18 protein-coding genes are annotated in these 17,570 nt (G+C 75.0%); 11 read left to right on the forward strand and 7 right to left on the reverse strand.

Annotation, left to right across the window (positions count from 1 at the left end):
* Positions 1 to 6: 6 nt before the first annotated feature.
* Entirely contained in the window at positions 7 to 450 is a 444-nt protein-coding gene (gene mscL, locus V9U69_RS14645; RefSeq protein ID WP_337062587.1) for a large conductance mechanosensitive channel protein MscL, read from the reverse strand.
* A 47-nt stretch (positions 451 to 497) separates the two neighbouring features.
* Here mscL and V9U69_RS14650 point away from each other — a divergent pair, with 47 nt between their 5' ends.
* Positions 498 to 1,634, forward strand: a complete 1,137-nt coding sequence (locus V9U69_RS14650; protein ID WP_337062588.1) for a lycopene cyclase family protein — start codon at positions 498 to 500, stop codon at positions 1,632 to 1,634.
* Here the strand turns inward: V9U69_RS14650 and V9U69_RS14655 are convergent.
* Positions 1,624 to 2,259, reverse strand: a complete 636-nt coding sequence (locus V9U69_RS14655; RefSeq protein WP_337062589.1) for a YceI family protein — start codon at positions 2,257 to 2,259, stop codon at positions 1,624 to 1,626. The genes V9U69_RS14650 and V9U69_RS14655 overlap by 11 nt on opposite strands.
* A 163-nt stretch (positions 2,260 to 2,422) precedes the next feature.
* Positions 2,423 to 3,034 (reverse strand): hypothetical protein, encoded by a 612-nt coding sequence (locus V9U69_RS14660; RefSeq protein ID WP_337062590.1) that lies wholly within the window; start codon positions 3,032 to 3,034, stop codon positions 2,423 to 2,425.
* A 206-nt stretch (positions 3,035 to 3,240) separates the two neighbouring features.
* Between V9U69_RS14660 and V9U69_RS14665 the strand changes: the two genes are divergently transcribed.
* Positions 3,241 to 3,756 (forward strand): hypothetical protein, encoded by a 516-nt coding sequence (locus V9U69_RS14665; RefSeq protein WP_337062591.1) that lies wholly within the window; start codon positions 3,241 to 3,243, stop codon positions 3,754 to 3,756.
* 10 nt (positions 3,757 to 3,766) lie between these two features.
* Here V9U69_RS14665 and V9U69_RS14670 read toward each other — a convergent pair whose 3' ends face one another.
* Positions 3,767 to 4,936, reverse strand: a complete 1,170-nt coding sequence (locus V9U69_RS14670; protein ID WP_337062592.1) for an ROK family transcriptional regulator — start codon at positions 4,934 to 4,936, stop codon at positions 3,767 to 3,769.
* A gap of 247 nt (positions 4,937 to 5,183) precedes the next feature.
* Between V9U69_RS14670 and V9U69_RS14675 the strand changes: the two genes are divergently transcribed.
* The 7 genes from V9U69_RS14675 to V9U69_RS14705 are packed head-to-tail and all read left to right on the forward strand — an operon-like array spanning position 5,184 to position 14,114.
* Positions 5,184 to 6,881: an ABC transporter substrate-binding protein gene (locus tag V9U69_RS14675; protein ID WP_337062593.1), complete on the forward strand. Its 1,698-nt coding sequence runs from the start codon at positions 5,184 to 5,186 to the stop codon at positions 6,879 to 6,881.
* A gap of 3 nt (positions 6,882 to 6,884) precedes the next feature.
* Entirely contained in the window at positions 6,885 to 7,874 is a 990-nt protein-coding gene (locus V9U69_RS14680) for an ABC transporter permease (RefSeq protein ID WP_337062594.1), read from the forward strand.
* A gap of 26 nt (positions 7,875 to 7,900) precedes the next feature.
* Entirely contained in the window at positions 7,901 to 8,866 is a 966-nt protein-coding gene (locus V9U69_RS14685) for an ABC transporter permease (RefSeq protein ID WP_337062595.1), read from the forward strand.
* Positions 8,863 to 9,747, forward strand: coding sequence for an ABC transporter ATP-binding protein (locus V9U69_RS14690; protein WP_337062596.1), 885 nt, complete (start codon positions 8,863 to 8,865; stop codon positions 9,745 to 9,747). The genes V9U69_RS14685 and V9U69_RS14690 overlap by 4 nt, the downstream gene beginning before the upstream one ends.
* Positions 9,744 to 10,685: an ABC transporter ATP-binding protein gene (locus tag V9U69_RS14695; protein WP_337062597.1), complete on the forward strand. Its 942-nt coding sequence runs from the start codon at positions 9,744 to 9,746 to the stop codon at positions 10,683 to 10,685. The genes V9U69_RS14690 and V9U69_RS14695 overlap by 4 nt, the downstream gene beginning before the upstream one ends.
* On the forward strand, positions 10,672 to 13,185 hold the full coding sequence (locus V9U69_RS14700) for a glycoside hydrolase family 2 protein (protein WP_337062598.1): 2,514 nt from the start codon (positions 10,672 to 10,674) through the stop codon (positions 13,183 to 13,185). The genes V9U69_RS14695 and V9U69_RS14700 overlap by 14 nt, the downstream gene beginning before the upstream one ends.
* Positions 13,182 to 14,114: a LacI family DNA-binding transcriptional regulator gene (locus V9U69_RS14705; RefSeq protein ID WP_337062599.1), complete on the forward strand. Its 933-nt coding sequence runs from the start codon at positions 13,182 to 13,184 to the stop codon at positions 14,112 to 14,114. The genes V9U69_RS14700 and V9U69_RS14705 overlap by 4 nt, the downstream gene beginning before the upstream one ends.
* Here the strand turns inward: V9U69_RS14705 and V9U69_RS14710 are convergent.
* Genes V9U69_RS14710 through V9U69_RS14720 form a run of 3 tightly spaced genes read right to left on the reverse strand, consistent with a single transcriptional unit; the run spans position 14,069 to position 16,802 of the window.
* The gene (locus tag V9U69_RS14710) at positions 14,069 to 14,689 is read right to left on the reverse strand and encodes a GerMN domain-containing protein (protein WP_337062600.1); all 621 of its coding nucleotides are present in this window, start codon (positions 14,687 to 14,689) and stop codon (positions 14,069 to 14,071) included. The genes V9U69_RS14705 and V9U69_RS14710 overlap by 46 nt on opposite strands.
* Positions 14,686 to 16,107, reverse strand: a complete 1,422-nt coding sequence (locus tag V9U69_RS14715) for a HAMP domain-containing sensor histidine kinase (RefSeq protein WP_337062601.1) — start codon at positions 16,105 to 16,107, stop codon at positions 14,686 to 14,688. Before V9U69_RS14715 ends, V9U69_RS14710 begins: the two co-directional genes overlap by 4 nt.
* The gene (locus V9U69_RS14720; RefSeq protein WP_337062602.1) at positions 16,104 to 16,802 is read right to left on the reverse strand and encodes a response regulator transcription factor; all 699 of its coding nucleotides are present in this window, start codon (positions 16,800 to 16,802) and stop codon (positions 16,104 to 16,106) included. The genes V9U69_RS14715 and V9U69_RS14720 overlap by 4 nt, the downstream gene beginning before the upstream one ends.
* Positions 16,803 to 16,996: 194 nt before the next feature.
* Here V9U69_RS14720 and V9U69_RS14725 point away from each other — a divergent pair, with 194 nt between their 5' ends.
* Both V9U69_RS14725 and V9U69_RS14730 read left to right on the forward strand, forming a co-directional pair.
* Positions 16,997 to 17,344, forward strand: a complete 348-nt coding sequence (locus V9U69_RS14725; RefSeq protein WP_337062603.1) for an STAS domain-containing protein — start codon at positions 16,997 to 16,999, stop codon at positions 17,342 to 17,344.
* A gap of 32 nt (positions 17,345 to 17,376) precedes the next feature.
* Positions 17,377 to 17,559 carry a hypothetical protein gene (locus V9U69_RS14730; RefSeq protein WP_337062604.1) on the forward strand — a complete coding sequence of 61 codons (183 nt, stop codon included), beginning with the start codon at positions 17,377 to 17,379 and terminating at the stop codon, positions 17,557 to 17,559.
* Positions 17,560 to 17,570: the final 11 nt, after the last annotated feature.

Here is a 17,570-nt window from a genome sequence, read left to right on the forward strand (position 1 = left end):
TCCGGTTCAGGCCCCGGGCGCGTCGCGGCGCGCACCGGGGGCCTGCTGCTGCGCGAGCAGGTCGCGGATCTCGGTGAGCAACCGCACGTCCTCGCTGGGCGAGGCGGGTGCGGGCGCCTGCTCGTCCTTGCGCAGCGCCAGCAGGCGGTTCACCGGCGTGATGACGAGGAAGTACACGACGGCCGCGACGATGAGGAAGTTCAGGACGGCGCCGACGACCGAGCCGACCTGGATGCCCGCCACGGGTGCGCCGCCGACCTCGCGCAACGGCACCACCCACGTGCCGGCCAGGTTCGGCCCGCCACCGACCAGCGCGATGAGCGGGTTGATGAGCCCTTCGACGACGGACGTGACCACGGCGGTGAACGCCGTGCCGATGACGACGGCCACCGCGAGGTCGATGACGTTGCCGCGCAGGACGAAGTCGCGGAAACCGGTGACGAGCTTCACGGGGGCCTCCTCGGGCCGCGGGGTTCGGGCACTGGGACCCTAGGGCCGTGGCGGGTTCGGGTGCGAGCGGTGGTCGCGGCGGTGTCGTCGTGGTGGGGCTGGGTGCGGCGGGTGCGAGCCTGGCGTGGCGGCTGGCGGGTTCGGGTGTTCCGCTGCGGGTGGTGGAGGCCCCGGCGGGTTCGGGCCGGCGCACGCAGTCGCGCACCTGGTGCACGTGGGGCGCTGCGGGTCCGGGGCCGTTCGGGCACCTGGTGTCGGCGCAGTGGCCCAGGGTTCGCCTGGTGCCGGAGCGCGGGGACGACGTCGTCGCCCACCTGGGCGGCTGGCGGTACCGGATGCTGAGCTCCGAGGACCTGGACGTCGCGGTGCGCGAGCGCCTGCGGGCGGCGGGCACCGCGGTGGAGGAGTTCGTCGTGGACGACCCGGCGGACCTGCGCGAACCGGGGTGGACGGTCGTGGACACGCGTCCGGTCCCGGTTCCGCGCACGGGCCGCACGCTGCTGCTGCAGCACTTCCTGGGCTGGCGGGTCCGTGCCGCGCGCCCCGCGTTCGACGCGTCGACGGCGACGCTGATGGACTTCAGGGTTCCCCAGCCGGCGGGCGGGGTGGCGTTCGGGTACGTGCTGCCCACCTCGGCGCACGAGGCCCTCGTGGAGTACACGCAGTTCTCGAGCGCGGTGCTGACCCGCGAGGAGTACGAGCGGGAACTGCGCGACTACCTGCAGCGCAGCGGGATCGGTGAGGTGCAGGTGCTGGGTGAGGAGCAGGGGGTCATCCCGATGACGGACGCGGAGTTCGGGCCGTCGCCCGTGGCGGGGGTGCTGCGCTGGGGTGCGGCGTCGGGTTCGGTGCGCCCGTCGACGGGGTACGCGTTCAGCGCCCTGCAGCGGCAGGCGGACGTCCTGGCCGAGCGGGCGCGGGCGGGTGCGCCGCTGGTGCTGCCGCCGGCGCACCGGCGCCGTCACCTGCTGATGGACTCGCTGGTGCTGGAGGCGCTGGCCCGCGGCCGGCTGGACGGGGCGGGGTTCTTCGCGGGGTTGTTCGCCCGCAACCCGGTGCACCGGGTGCTGGGTTTCCTGGACGGCGGCACGGGCCCCGCGGACGACCTGCGCCTGATGGCGTCGTCGCCGCGGGGGCCGATGCTGCGCACCGTCCTGGGGAGGGTGGTACCGGTCAGGCGTTGAGGACGGCTTCGACGTCGAGCTCGAGGTCGACCTTGTCGGCGACGACGAGGCCGCCGTTGTCGAGCTTGGCGTCGAAGAGGATGCCGAAGTCGCGGCGGTCGATGCGGCCCTTCGCGGAGAACCCGGCGCGGGTTCCGCCGTAGGCGTCGGGGCCGAAACCGGAGACCTCGAGCGCGAGCGTCACGGGGCGGGTGACGCCCTTGAGGGTGAGGTCGCCGGTGAGCTGGAACTCCTCGCCGTCGTGGGTGAGGGCGGTGGAGGTGAACGTCGCCGACGGGTGGGTGGCGACGTCGAAGAAGTCGGCGCTGTGGACGTGCGCGTCGCGCTGCTCGTTGAACGTGGTCAGCGAGGTGACGTCGACGGTGGCGGTGACCGTGGAGCGGGTGGGGTCCTCGGCGGTGACGAGCTCACCGGACACGGCGCCGAGCCGGCCGCGGACCTTGCTGACGGCCATGTGCCGCACGGTGAAGGACACCTCGGAGTGGGAGGCGTCGATGGTCCAGGTGCCGGGCAGGTAGCCGGGCACCGCGGGGAGCGCGGGGAGCGCGGCGGGGGTGGGCAGGGTGGCGGTGGCCGCCCCGTTCGCGGTGCTCGTGGTGTCGTTCTTGCGGCCGAACCAGGCCATGGTGGTCTCCCCAGGTCGTTGAGTGTTCAACTTCTAGGTCGACCATAGCCCCTCTTTCCTTCAAAGCGCAACTACCTGCGCCCACCCTCCCCCTCGGTGATCAAGGAAGTGGCAACTTCCTTGATCACCGAGGGGGAGGGGCGGGGTGGGGGAGTGGCGCGGGTCAGACGACCGTGCCGCGCTCGAAGAACCAGGCGACCGTCAGCGCCACCGGGTCCACCGAGCCCTCGTGCACGGTGCCGCGCGCGCCGTCGGCCGCCGCCCGGTACGCCGCGGTCAGGGCCGACACCGCCGGCACCCCGGCCGCGTCGGCGTCCGCCAGCGCCCGTGCCGCCGGGGCCATCGCCCGCAGCACCGGGGCGCCGCCGCCGGTGCCGGCCACGCCCACGTGCTCGGCCGCCAGCGCGAGCTCGCGGGTGCCCACGTCGCCGGAGCACGCCTGCGACAGCTCCCCGAACCACCTCGCCAGCGGCTGCAGCGGCCCCTGGACCCGCCCGGCGCCCCGGGCCACCGCGCCGAACAGGTCCGCCGGCGGCGCGCCGGGGGGCAGCGCCCCCACCTCGTCGTCGGCCGCCAGCACCGTCTCGACCAGGGTGGCCGCGACGCCGTCCAGCTCACCTCGCCGCGCCAGCACCTGGTCCCGGAACCCGGTCCACCACGCCAGCACCCGGCGCGCGTCCAGGTCGGCCGCGCGCGTGCCGCGCACCGGCCGCACCGGCCTGCCGTCGTGCAGGACCTCCAGCAGGTCCTCCGCCGTCTTCGCCCGAGCGTCCACGTCGACCTCCTCATCGAGGGGTCCGAGCGTGGCACCGGCGGCAGGTGGTCGCCACTCGGCGCGTGAGGGGCCGGTCACCCCTGACACACCCGTCACTGTGAGTGACGAGCTTGTCGTCGATCCGGTGCTCAAGCGTGCGGCGAGCGGGACCGATGGCTCTGGTGTCGGTGACGCTCCGTCCCGATCACGTCTGGAGGAGAATCACCGTGTCCGCTGCCCGCGCCCTCGCCGCCCTCGCCCTCGCCGGTTCCGTGCTCGCCGGGTCCGCGGCCCTCGCACCCGCCGCCTCCGCCGCGCCGAAGGCCCCGGTGAAGATCACCACCACCGTGAAGACCACCGTGGAGAGCGGTCACCTGCGGAACGTCTCCACCGGTCACCTGCGCGACGTGTCCACCGGTCACCTGCGGAACGTGTCCACGGGCCACCTGCGCGACGTGTCCACCGGTCACCTGCGGAACGTGTCCACGGGCCACCTGCGCGACGTGGCCACCGGTCACCTGCGGAACGTGGCCACGGGCCACCTGCGCGACGTGGCCACCGGTCACCTGCGGAACGTGGCCACGGGCCACCTGCGCGACGTGGCCACCGGTCACCTGCGGAACGTGGCCACGGGCCACCTGCGCGACGTGGCCACCGGTCACCTGCGGAACGTGGCCACGGGCCACCTGCGCGACGTGTCCACCGGTCACCTGCGGAACGTGTCCACCGGTCACCTGCGCTGACGCGCGCGGCTCACCGCCGCAGCCGGTCCTGCAGCACCAGCGCGGCCGCCCCCACCGCCGGGGCGGTGGCCGCCGCGCTGGAGACGGTGACGGTGACGTCGCGCCGCCACGACCGCCGGCCCGCCGGGCCGAGCCGCTCCTGCACCGCCCGCCCGTAGACGGACGCCGCCGCCGCGAAGCCGGGACCGGTCAGCACCAGCAGGTCGACGTCGAGCAGGTTCACGACCGACTCCGCCGCGGCCGCCACGAACCGCGCGGAGCCTTCGAGCAGCCCCCGGCAGGCGCTGCCGCCGGCGCGGGCCGCGCGCGCCACGGCCGTGAAGTCGGCGACGACGTCGCCCCGGCCCGCCGGGTCCAGGTGGGCCTCGGCCCGCGCCGCGGGATCGGCCAGGGCGGCGCCGACGACGGCGGCGGGTCCCGCGAGGACCTCCAGGCAGCCGCGCCCGCCGCACCGGCAGGTGGGACCGTCCACGTCGAGGCAGACGTGACCGAACTCCCCGGCCGCGCCGTGCGTGCCGCGGTGCGCGGTGCCGGCCAGCACGATCCCCGCCCCGAGGGTCGCGCCCATGCAGAGGGCGGCGAAGGATCGGGCCGGGTCCACGCGGGCCACCCAGTACTCCCCGACGGCGGCGGCGGTGGCGTCGTCCTCGACGTGCACGGGCCGCCCGGTCACCTCGCGCAGCGCCTCGCACGGCTCGTCGTGGGAGCGGCCGGGCGGTCCGCTGCGCACCAGGCCCACGCCCAGGCAGCGCTCGCGGTCGACTCCCGAGGCGGAGAACAGCAGGTCCACCTGGCGCGCCACCCGTCGCGCGAGGTCCGCGCCGTCGGCGGTGCCCGCGGTGGGCACGCTGCTGCGGGCCAGGACGCCGCCGGTCTGCCCGGCGAGGACGCAGGTGGTGGCGGTGGTGGCCAGGTCGACGCCGACGGCGGTCCGCCCGCCGGGGTCGAGCTGGAGCAGGACGCGGGGTTTGCCGGCGGTGGGGCTGCGGCCGCTCTCGACGACGACGCCGTCCTGCAGCAGCCGCCGCACCGCGGTGGACACCGACGCCTCGGTGAGCCCGGTGAGGGCGGCGAGCTCCACGCGGCTGACGGGCCCGGTGGCGCGGATGGCGTCGAGCAGCCGTTCGCGGGCGCGCGGCCGGCGCGGGGTGGCGCGCTCACCCTCGCCGATGGTCGTCACGGCGTCCGGGGTTCGGGCACGTGGCAGCTCCTTCGCGGCCGGGCGGGGAACCGCCGAGGGTTCCGGCGGTGGGGGCACGGTAGCCGTGCGCAGCCGGTGGTGGCAGATCGTTGACACCCTAAGTCAAGCAGGTTAAGAATTGCGGCCAGGCAGGCCGTGCCCGTCCACCGACGCCGATGGGGGCGCCCGTGGAACGGCCTGGCGCTCGCACCGCCGCGACGTCGCGGCGACGGAACGAGGAACGCTCATGCCCCTCTTCTCCCCCCGCCGTGGCCCGCGCCGGACGCTGACGGCCCTCGCCGCGGGATCCGCCGCGTTCGCCCTGCTCGCCACCGGCTGCTCCGGTTCGGACGACGCCGCCGGTGACAGCTCCAGCACCCTGGTCGCCTACACCGGTCAGGCCGGTGACTACCAGCAGAACTTCAACCCCTACGCCCCCTCCTCGATCGGCGGGCAGGGGACGATCTTCGAGCCGATGTTCTTCATCAACAAGGCGCAGGAGAGCGAACCGGTCCCCCTGCTGGGCACCGAGTACTCCTGGAACGAGGACGGCACCCAGCTCAGCGTGACCCTGCGCGAGGGCGTGACGTGGTCCGACGGTGAGCCGTTCAGCGCGCAGGACGTCGCCTTCACCTTCGACATGCTGAAGAACACGCCGGGCATCAACGGCACCGGCTACGACGGGACCGTCGCCGTCGTCGACGACACCCACGTCACCTTCACCTGGGACGCCCCGGCCTACACGTCCGGCCCCGACGTCCTCAGCCAGGTCTACATCGTTCCCGAGCACCTGTGGAAGGACATCGATCCCACCACGGACATCATGGAGGAGCCCGTCGGCACGGGCGCCTACGAACTGGGCGACTTCAAGCCGCAGGCGTTCACCCTGGTCGCCAACGAGGACCACTGGGGCGGGGCGCCGGAGGTGAAGACGGTCCGGTACGTCGCCCTGTCCGGGAACCAGGCCGGTGCCGACGCCATCGCCGGCGGGACCATCGACTGGCAGACCGGCCCGGTGCCGGACATGCAGAACGTGAACGAGAACTTCCCGTCGTACGACACGGGCACCGCTGCGCAGAACCAGATGGTGCTGGGCACCTGCGCTAACGTCGCGCTCGGCTGCACCGGCCCGCAGACCGACCCCGCGGTCCGTCGGGCGCTGTTCTACGCGATGGACCGCACGCAGCTGAACAAGCTGGCGTTCCAGGACACCGCCGCCGAGATCTCGCCGACGTTCGCGCTGACCGCCACGCAGGAGTCCACGATCTCCGACGCGGTCGAGCCGAAGGTCGCCCCCGACGGGCCCGACCTGGCCGAGGCGTCGCGGATCCTCGAGGGGGCCGGCTACGTCAAGGGCGCCGACGGGATCTACGCCAAGGACGGCCAGCGGCTGTCGATGACCATCGAGGTCGTCACCGGCTGGACGGACTACATCACCGCCATCCAGACGATCTCCCAGCAGGCGAAGGCGGCCGGCATCGAGGTCCAGGCGGCGCAGTCCTCCTGGAACGAGTGGACCGACAAGCGCATGAAGGGCGACTTCCAGCTCGCCATCGACTCGCTGTGGCAGGGCCCGTCCCCCGACCCGTACTACCTCTACAACTACTTCTACGCCGGTGAGATGACCGCCCCCGTGGGTGAGAAGTCCCCCGGCAACAACTACTCCCGCTTCTCCGACCCGGCCGTCGACGCGGCCCTGGAGGCGCTGCGCGGCCTGCCGCCGGAGGACGAGGCGGGCCGGCAGGCGCAGTTCGACGTCATCCAGACCACGATCGTCGACCAGATGCCGTACATCCCGATCCTCACCGGCGGCACCACCAGCGTCTGGAACGTGGAGAAGTTCTCCGGCTGGCCCACGGACGACGACCAGTACGCGTTCCCGGCGGTGTGGTCCGCGACCGACGCCGCGCAGATCCTCAAGAACCTCACCGTCAACGGCGGCTGAGCCGTGAACTACCTGCTGCGCAAGCTCGGCTTCTACGCCGTCGCCTTCTGGGCGGCGCTGACGCTGAACTTCCTCATCCCGCGCCTGCTGCCCGGCGACCCGGTGGACATCCTGCTCGCCAAGCTCAGCCAGCGCGGCGCCACCGTGACGCCGGAGACGCGCAAGGCCTACGCCACCCTGCTGGGCGGCGACACGGGCCAGCCGCTGATCCAGCAGTACTGGACGTACCTGACGAACATCGCCCGCGGCGACCTGGGCACGTCCATCAGCTACTTCCCCGCACCGGTGACGGAGGTCATCGCCGCGTCGATGCCGTGGACGCTGGTGCTCGTGGGGATCGCGACCGTGCTGGCCGCCGTCCTCGGTGTCGTGCTCGGTGCGATCGCCGGGTGGCGCCCGGGCAGCTGGCTGGACTCCCTCGTGCCGTCCACGACGCTGCTGGCGGCGGTGCCGTACTTCTGGCTCTCCCTGGTGCTGGTGTACGTGCTGGCGCGGCAGCTGGAGCTGTTCCCCTCCCAGGGCGGCTACGACGTGGTGCTGACCCCCGGGTGGAACCTGGAGTTCATCCGCTCCGCCGCCTACTACGGGTTCCTGCCGGCCCTGACCATCGTCGTCGGTTCCGTCGGCGGCTGGCTGCTGGGGATGCGCAACATGATGGTCTCCACCCTCTCGGAGGACTACGTCCTGACCGCGCGGGCGAAGGGCCTGCCCGCGCGGCAGGTCATGCGGAACTACGCGGCGCGCAACGCCGTGCTGCCCTCCATCGCCGGCTTCGCCATCGCGCTGGGGTTCGTGGTGTCCGGGTCGGTGGTGACCGAGCAGGTGTTCTCCTACCCCGGCATCGGCTCGCGCCTGCTGGGCGCCGTCACCAACAACGACTACGCGCTCATGCAGGGCGTCTTCCTGTTCATCACGCTGGCCGTCCTCGGCGCGAACCTCGTCGTCGACCTGCTGTACGGCCTCATCGACCCGCGCACGCGGGCCCGGTCCTGAGCGCGCCGGCGATCCGCGGAGGAGACATGACGAACACCCAGCCCCTCACCGAGCCGGTGGCGGAGCGCCCGCCGCAGGCCCGCCCCGCCACCCGGCCGAAGGCCGCCTGGCGGCTGATGCTGCCCACGATGACGCCGTGGCTGGCCACCGGCCTGACCCTCGTCGCCGGCATCGCCCTGTTCGGCCTGCTGGCGCCGCTCCTCGTGGGCGACCCCGACCGCATCCGCGACGTCGGGCTGACCGGGCCGTCCGGCGAGCTGTGGCTGGGCACCACCCAGACCGGCCAGGACGTCTTCGCGCAACTGGCGTTCGCCACCCGCGGCTCGCTGCAGATCGGCCTGATCGTCGGGGTGCTGGCCACGGTCCTGTCGGCGTTCTTCGGCATCTACGGCGCCTACCTGGGCGGGGTGGCCGACGAGGCGTTCTCGCTGCTGTCGAACGTGTTCCTCGTCATCCCCGGCCTGCCGCTGGTCATCGTCATCTCCGGGTTCGTCCCCCGGGAGAGCCGCGGGCTGTGGACGATCGCGGTGGTCCTGGCCCTGACGAGCTGGGCCGCCTCGGCGCGGGTGCTGCGGGCGCAGACCCTCTCGGTGCGCAACCGCGACTACGTGGCCGCCGCGAAGCTGTCCGGCGAGCGGCCGTGGCGGGTGATCGCGGTGGAGATCCTGCCGAACCTGCTGCCGGTGCTGGCCTCCCAGTTCGTCTTCGCCGTCATCGCCGCCGTGCTGGGGGAGGCGGGGCTGTCCTTCCTGGGCCTGGGCGCCTCCGGGTCCTCGACGCTGGGCACGATGCTCTTCTACGCGCAGAACGGTTTCGCCCTGCCGCTGGGGGCGTGGTGGTGGTTCGCCCCGCCCGGCCTGGTGATCGCCCTGTTCGGCACCGGTCTGGCCCTGATCAACTTCTCCATCGACGAGATCGTCGACCCGAAGCTGAAGAACGCCCGGCTGCACCGCCGGCGCACCCGCCTGGCGGCGAAGGGCGGTGCGGCGTGAGCGCCACCACCGACCGGCACGCGGGCCCCGGCGCGGTGGTCGTCAGCGTCCGCGACCTCAGCGTCGTCTACGAGACCGAGCAGCCGGTGACGGCCGTGAAGGGCGCCACCCTCGACCTGCACCGCGGGGAGATCCTGGGCCTGGCGGGGGAGTCCGGCTGCGGCAAGACCACCCTGGCGTACGCGGTGAACCGGCTGCACCAGCCGCCGGCGCGCATCGCCTCCGGGTCGGTGACGTTCCACGACCGCGACGGCAGCGACGTGGACGTGCTCGCCCTGGCCGACGAGGAGCTGCGCCGGTTCCGCTGGGCGAAGCTGTCCATGGTGTTCCAGGGGGCCATGAACGCCCTGAACCCCGTGCGCACGATCGGCGCGCAGCTCGACGACACGCTGCGCGCCCACGACACCTCCCTGGACCGGCGCGCCCGCCGGGAGCGCTGCGCGGACGTGCTGACCCGGGTGGGCGTCGATCCCGGCCGCCTGCGCTCCTACCCGCACGAGCTGTCCGGCGGGATGCGCCAGCGGGTGATGATCGCCATGGCGATGCTCCTGGAGCCCCAGGTGATGATCATGGACGAGCCCACGACGGCGCTGGACGTCGTCGTGCAGCGCGACATCCTGCGCGAGATCGTCCGGCTGCGCGACGAGCTCGGTTTCGCGGTGGTGTTCATCACGCACGACCTGCCGCTGCTGCTGGAGATCAGCGACCGCATCGCCGTCATGCTGCGCGGGGAGGTCGTCGAGCTCGACACCGCGCAGAACCTCTACCGGAACGCGAGCCACCCCTACACGCGCAAGCTGCTGGGTTCCTTCCCGAGCCTGCACGGCGAGCGCGGCGGTTTCGTGCGCACCGGCCCGACCGACGAGGAGGAGCTGCGGTGACCAGCGTGCACGTGCGGGGCCTGACGAAGGACTACCGGATCCGCGACGGCCTGCGCCGCCGCCGCCTGCGGGCGGTGGACCGGGTGAGCTTCGACCTGGTGCCCGGGCGCACCGTGGCGCTGGTCGGGGAGTCCGGGTCCGGCAAGTCCACCATCGCCAAGGTGCTGACCCGCCTGGAGGCGCCCACGTCCGGCAGCGTCGACGTCCGCCTCGACGACGGCACGCCCGTGCGGGGCCCGCTGTACCGCCGGAACGTGCAGATGGTGTTCCAGGACCCGTTCGCGTCCCTGAACCCGTTCCACACCGTGGAGCACCACATCGCCCGCCCGCTGCAGCTGCACGGGCGCACCCGCGGCACCGAGCGCACCCGCGAGCGGGTGCTGGAGCTGCTGGAGCGCGTGAACCTCACCCCGGCCGCGGACATGGCCGTGCGCCGGCCGCACGAGCTGTCCGGCGGCCAGCGCCAGCGCGTCGCCATCGCCCGCGCCCTGGCCCCGGGTGCGCAGGTCCTCGTCGCCGACGAGCCCGTCTCGATGCTCGACGTCTCCATCCGCCTGGACGTGCTGAACCTCATGGGGCGCCTGCAGCGCGAGGACCGCCTGGCGGTGCTGTACATCACGCACGACCTGGCGACCGCCCGGCACTTCTCCGACGAGGTGCTGGTGCTGTACCGCGGTCGCGTCGTCGAGCGCGGACCCGCCGACGACGTCATCCTCGACCCGCACCACGACTACACGAAGCTGCTGGCGGCGGCCGCGCCCGACCCGGAGCGGCCCGGCCGCGTCGCCGCGGGCGAGGCGCTCGTCGACCGCGACGCCATCGACGACTCCGTCTGCTACGACCACCGCACCCGGTCCTGGGTGCACATCGACGACGCCGCGGCCACCGCCGCCGGCGCCGCCCACGACGAGGGAGCCGCGAGCCGTGCTGGAACGTGAACTGGACCGCGGGTGGACCCTGCACCGCGCCGGGGGCGAGGCGCCCGCCGAGGTCGCCCGAGCCCTCGACCGCGCCCCGCTGGACGTCACCGTCCCCGGCACCGTGCACACCCACCTGCTGGACGCCGGCCTGATCCCCGACCCCTACCTGGGCGAGAACGAGGCGGCCCTGGAGTGGCTGCACCGCACCGCCTGGGAGTACCGCCTCGACCTCGGCGGCGTGCCGGGCGCCGGGCCGCCCGCGGACGGCGAGCGCGTGGACCTGGTGTTCACCGGGCTGGACACGGTCGCCACGCTCACCCTCGGCGGCGCGGAGCTGGGCCGCACCGCGAACATGCACCGCACGTACCGCTTCGACGTCACCGGCGCCCTGCGCGCCGGCGCCACGGAGCTGCGCGTGCGGTTCGACTCGGCGCTGGAGCACGCGGAGGCGGTGGAGAAGGAGATCGGTTCTCGGCCCCGCGCCTACGACCACCCGTTCAACGCCGTGCGCAAGATGGCGTGCAGCTTCGGGTGGGACTGGGGGCCGGACCTGCAGACCGCCGGGATCTGGCGGCCGGCGCTGCTGCAGCGCTGGCGCACCGCGCGGCTGGCCGCCGTCCGGCCGCTGGCCACCCTGGACGGCGGCACCGGCCGGCTCGCCGTGCACGTCGACGTGGAGCGCTCCGGGCTGGAGGAACCCGGTGAACTGCTCGTGGAGGTGGCCCTGCCCGGCCTCGGCCTCGCCGCAACGGCGCGCGTCGCGCCCGGCGCCACCGCCGCCACCGTCGCGCTGGAGGTGCCCGGTGCCCCCGTGTGGTGGCCCGTCGGGCACGGCGAGCAGCCCCTGGTGGACGTGGTGGTGCGCCTGTCCGGCGGCGGTTCGCCGCTCGACGCGCGCGAGCTGCGCACCGCGTTCCGCACCGTGGAGCTGGACACCACCCCCGACGAGCACGGCTCCCGGTTCACCCTCGTCGTCAACGGGCGGCCGGTGTTCGCGCGCGGCGTGAACTGGATCCCCGAGGACCACCTGCTGACCCGCCTGACCCGCGAGCGCTACGAGGCGGCCCTGGACCGCGCGCTGGAGGCGAACGTCAACCTGGTGCGCGTGTGGGGCGGCGGCATCTACGAGTCCGACGACTTCTACGACCTCGCCGACGCCAAGGGCCTGATGGTGTGGCAGGACTTCCCGCTGGCGTGCGCCGCCTACGCCGAGGAGGAACCGCTGCGCTCGGAGATCGAGGCCGAGGCGCGCGAGAACGTCACCCGGCTGAGCCCGCACCCGTCGCTGGTGCTGTGGAACGGCGGCAACGAGAACATCTGGGGCCACGAGGACTGGGGCTGGAAGGAGCAGCTCGGCGACGCCACCTGGGGCCTGGGCTACTGCGAGGAGGTGTTCCCCGCGGTCCTGGCGGAGCTGGACCCCACCCGCCCGTACTCGCCGGGCAGCCCCGCCAACCCGGGCGTGCCCGCGGGCGAGCTGCACCCCAACGACCCCGGCCACGGCACCACCCACGTGTGGGACGTGTGGAACGAGCGGGACTGGACCGCGTACCGCGAGCGCGTGCCCCGCTTCTGCTCCGAGTTCGGGTACCAGGCGCCGCCGGCGTGGGCGACCCTCACCCGCGCCCTGGAGCCGGCGGACCTGCGCAAGGACTCCCCGGCGTTCCTGGCGCACCAGAAGGCCGTGGACGGCAACGGCAAGCTGGACCGCGGCATGGCCCCCCACCTGGGCGTGCCCACGGGTTTCCGCGACTGGAACTGGGCGGCGCAGCTGAACCAGGCGCGGGCCGTGGCGTGCGGGGTGGAGCACCTGCGCTCGTGGTGGCCGCGCACCGCCGGCAGCGTGTACTGGCAGCTGAACGACTGCTGGCCGGTGACGTCGTGGGCCGTCGTGGACGGCGACGGCTGCCGCAAACCCGCCTTCCACGCCCTGCGGCGGGCGCACGCCCCGCGCCTGGCGACGTTCCAGCCGCGCGACGGCGCCGTGCACCTGCTCCTCGTCAACGACACCGGCGAGGAGTGGGCGGGCCGGGCGCACGTGCGGCGCACCGCCCTGGACGGGCGGGAGCTGGCCGCGGCGGCGCTGCAGGTGCGGGTGCCGCCGCGCGAGGTGCGGGCGCTGGCCCTGCCGGGCGAGCTGCGGGAGGCCGGTGACGCCACCGGCGAGGTCCTCGTCGCCGACGTGCCCGGGGCGGGCACCGCCGGGTCCCGGGCGGTGCACCTGTTCGCGGAGGACCGCGACGTCGCCTACGACCCGGCGCCGCTGCGCGCCGTCGCCGAGGAGGTCCCCGGCGGGTGGGCGGTGCGGGTGCTGGCCACCTCGTTCGCGCGCGACGTGACGCTGCTGGCGGACGCGGTCGCGCCCGACGCCGTCGTCGACGACGGCCTGGTGACCCTGCTGGCCGGCGAGGCGCACGCCTTCACCGTGCGCACCGCGCAGCGCGTCGAGGCCGGGCGCTGGCTGGACCCTCGGGTGCTGCGCTCGGCGAACTCCCTGGCGGCGGTGGAGCGGCGGTGAGCGCACCGGCCGGCCCGGCGGGCGGGGCCGGCCCGGCCGGTCCGACCGGGCTGGTCGGCCTGGTGCTGTCCGGCCCGACGCCCCGGGTGGGGGTGGAGCCGTTCATCATGGAGCTCATCGCCGGCGCCGAGCAGGTCCTGCACGGGGCCGGCCTGAGCGTCCTCCTGCTCGTCGTGGCCGACCTGGCGGAGGAGCTCGCCGCCTACCGGCGCTGGAGCGCGGACCGCACCGTCGAGGCGGTCGTCGTCGTGGACCTCGTGCTCGGCGACGAGCGCCCCGGAGTCCTCACCGGGCTCGGCCTGCCGTTCGTGCTGGCCGGGCACGCCGAGGACGCGACCGGGTGCACCAGCGTCGTCACCGACGACGCCGGGGCCGCCGCCGCGGCGGTGGAGCTCCTCGCCTCCCTGGGGCACGAGCGCGTCGGCCGGGTCAGCGGCCCGGCCGCCTACGTGCACACCGCCGAGCGCACCCGGGCGCTGCGCGCCGCCGGGCAGCGGCTGGGGGTGGCCACCTGCGTCGCCGAGGCCGACTACACCGCCGAGGGCGGGGTGCGCGCCGCCCTGGAGCTGCTGGGGCGGCCGGCCCCGCCCACCGCCCTCGTCTTCGACAACGACGTCATGGCCGTGGCCGTCCTGGAGCACCTGACCCGTCGCGGGGTGGACGTGCCCGGCGAGCTGAGCCTGCTCGCCACCGACGACTCGCCGCTGTGCGAGCTGGCCGTGCCCGCGCTGTCGGCGCTGAGCATCGACGTGCACGAGCGCGGTGCGCGCCTGGGCCGCGCCGTCCTGCGCGTCCTCGGCGGCGAACCGCCCCGCACCCTGCCGGGACCGCCGGTGCGGCTGGTGCGCCGAGCCAGCACGGCGCCCGCCCCGGCGGGGGACGCTCAGCGCGCCGGCACCTCCGGCTCGGGACCGACCAGGGGCGCGTAGTCGCCCGCGGTGACCGGCCCGGCGGTGCGCTCCCCGCCGGGCAGCGGCACCTCCAGCACCTCCCCGTCGCGCAGCAGCTGCACGTCCTGCACGCCCGGGGCCGTGGTGGCGGTCAGGACCACCTGCCCCACCGCCAGCGGCAGGCGGTCGGCGGCGATGTTCCCCGCCAGGCCCTGCACCGAGATCCGGGCGGTGCCGTCCACCACGCCCTCCGTGGCCAGGCGCACCTCGGTCCCCAGGGCGCTGCTGATGCCGTCGGCGCGCTCCTGCTGCCCCGGGCCGGCCGACAGCCGCTCCAGCAGGTCGCTCAGCCGGGAGGGGGTGCCCGTGCCCGTCGGCTCGGCGGTGCCCAGCGGCACGGCCAGCAGCCGGTCGCCCTCCAGGAAGTACACCCGCGGGCCGCTGTCCGGTGCGGCGGTGGCGGTGCTGTCCGCGGACGGCTCCGCGGCCGGCTCCAGCAGCCCGTACGGCACCTCGGTGGGCGCGATCTCGCGGACCTGCCCCTGGGACGGCGCACCGCAGGCGGCCAGCACCGCGGCGGCGGCCAGCACCGCCAGGGTCCCGCGCGCCCTCACGCCCGCCCCCCGCCGGCCGTCGCGGTGCCCTCCGCGCCCGCCGGCTCCACCGCCCGCGCCGCCGGCAGCTCCACCACGAAGCGGGCCCCGCCGCGCGGGGACGCCGCGCAGCGCACCGTGCCGTCGTGGGCGCGCACCGTCTCCGCCACCAGGCTCAGCCCCAGCCCGGACCCCGGCAGGGACCCGCGCGAGCCGGCGCGCGCGAACCGCTCGAACACCCGCTGCCGCTCCCCGACGGGCACCCCCGGCCCGGCGTCGTCGACGAGGAACCGCACCCGGTCCCCGGCGCGCTGCACCCCCACCTCGACCAGCCCCTCGCCGTGCCGGTCGGCGTTGTCGAACAGGTTCACCAGGGCGCGGGCGAGCTGCTGGGCGTCCACGTCCACCTGCGCGCCGGCCCGGTCGGCCTCGTCGGCGCGCACCGGCACGTGCGGGCGGCCGCTGCCGTCCAGCGCCTGCCGCGCCAGGTCCACCGCGCCGGTGCGCGCGCGCGGGCGCCCGGTGGTGCCGGCCTCCAGCCGCGCCAGCTCCAGCAGGTCGTCCAGGGTGTGCTGGAAGCGGTCCAGCTCGCGCCCCACGAGGTCCAGGACCTGCTGCGAGCGCGCCGGCAGCTCGTCGCGGCGGCGCTGCAGCAGCGCCACGCTGGTGACCAGCGTGGTCAGCGGCGAGCGCAGCTCGTGGCTGACGTCGGCGCTGAAGCGCACCTCCCGCTGGATCTGCTCCTCCAGCGCGTCGACCATGCTGTTGAAGGAGCCGACGATCGTGGCCAGGTCGGGGTCCGCGGTGGGGGGCAGGCGGCTGTCGAGCTCACCGCCGGCGATGCTGGCGGCGGTGCGGGCCACGGCGTGCAGCGGCGCCACCGCCCGCCGCGAGGCCCACGCCCCCAGCAGGGCGCCGCCGACGGCGGTGGACAGCGCGAACGCCGCCAGGGCGTTGCGCACGGCGACGAGGGTGTCGTCGAGCTCCTCCGTGAGGGTGATCTCGTAGAACTGCGCGTCCACCCCGGGCAGCGGCACCCCCACCGCGACGGCGGCCCGGCCGTCCACCCGCGCCCACGTCACGCCCGCGGTGCCGGAGGCCACCGCCTCGCTCAGGGCGGCGGGCACGTCGTCGCCGCCGACCTGCAGGGAACCGGAGTACCAGCGCCCGTCGCGGCGCACCAGCAGCTCCGAACCGGTGGGCGGCGCCACGGCGCCGAGCACGTCGGCGACGGTCACCCCGGAGGTGCGCAGGCCGTCGCGCACCGAGGAGGCGTCCACGAACGCCTGCCGCACGGCCGTCTCCTCCCGCTGGGTCAGCAGGTACTCGCGGGTCACCGCGTGGGTGCCCAGCGCCGCCAGCGTCGCCAGGGCGGTGGCGCCCAGCGTGAAGGAGACGGTGACGCCGGCGCGCAGGCCCAGCGGCCGCGGCCGCCTCACCGCCGGTCCAGCCGGTACCCCAGACCCCGCACCGTCGTCACCAGCCGCGGGGCGGACGGGTCGGCCTCGACCTTGGTGCGCAGCCGGCGCACGTGGACGTCGACGATGCGCTCGTCGCCGAAGAAGCCGCGGTCCCACACCCGCTCCAGCAGCGTGCGCCGGCTCAGCACCCGTCCCGGCGCCCCGGCGAGCTCGCGCAGCAGCCGGAACTCGGTGACGGTCAGGTGCAGCTGCTCGTCGCCGCGGCGCACGGTGCCGGCGGCGGCGTCCAGCACGAGGGGGCCGTCCACGGAGTCCAGGACGACGGCGTCCTCCGCGGCGGCGGCGCCCTCGGCGCGGCGGCGCAGGGCGCGCAGCCGCGCGAACAGCTCACCCAGGTCGAACGGCTTGGTGACGTAGTCGTCGGCGCCGGCCTCCAGGGCGGCGACGATGTCGCTCTTGTCCTGGCGGGCGGACAGCACGATGACGGGCGCGTCGCACAGCGGCCGGGCGCGCCGGATGAACGTGAAGCCGTCGATGCCGCCCAGCATGAGGTCGACGACGAGGACGTCCGGCTGGGCGCCGTCGGCCACGGCGGTCAGGGCCTCCTCGGCGGAGGCGCAGCCGGTGACGAGGTACCCCTCGTCCTCGAGCGCCAGCGTCAGGGACGTCCGGATCCCGTCGTCGTCGTCGAGGACCAGGACGCGCGTGGACACGTCGGCATGCTGCCAGCGTCGCGGCCCCGCGCGCGGGGCGGGGGTGAGCCGGTGACGGATCGTCACGCAACCGCAAAGGAGCGGACCGGGGAACCGCAACACGCTTCGTCCACCGTGGTCGGCACGCCCCGCCGTCTGCGGTGGGGCGGCCAACGGCCCGCGCCCCCCGGTGCGGGCGCACCGGGGAGGGGAGCGTGGACGCGTTGCAGCTGCTCGACCGCGACGGGGCCGCGTCGTCGTCCCCGGAGGAGGGCGTGACCGTGGTCGCGCTCCACGAGGGGTGCCTGCGGCAGGGCGTCGGCGCGCTGCGCCGCACCCTGGGCGAGGCGCTGGACTCCGGCACCTCCACCCTCGTGGTGGACGTGTCCGGGGTGGAGCACCTGTCCTCGGTGGTCGTGGCGCTGCTGCTGCGCGCCAAGCGGTGCTGCCGCGTGCGCGGCGGGCGCGTCGTCCTGCGCGGACTGGGCCGCGACGACCTGGACGTGCTGCACCGCACCGGCCTGGCCCCGCTGTTCGACATCGAGACCACCACCGCCCGATGACCCGCACCGCCGGAGCGACCCGAGGAGCCACCGTGAACCCCGTGATCCCCACCTTCACCGCCGAGCTCACCGCCCAGGTGGAGCTGGCCCTGTCCGAGCAGCGCGAGGCCGAGGTCCGCGGCGACGCCGAGGCCGCCGAGGTCGCGGCCGGCCGCGTCGCCGACCTGCGGGAGCTGCACGCGCGCTCCGCCGAACCCCTCGTCGCGCCGGCCTGAGCCGGCGCGGG

The organism is Kineococcus sp. G2 (assembly GCF_037154035.1).
In the GTDB taxonomy this organism is placed as follows: Bacteria; Actinomycetota; Actinomycetes; order Actinomycetales; family Kineococcaceae; genus Kineococcus.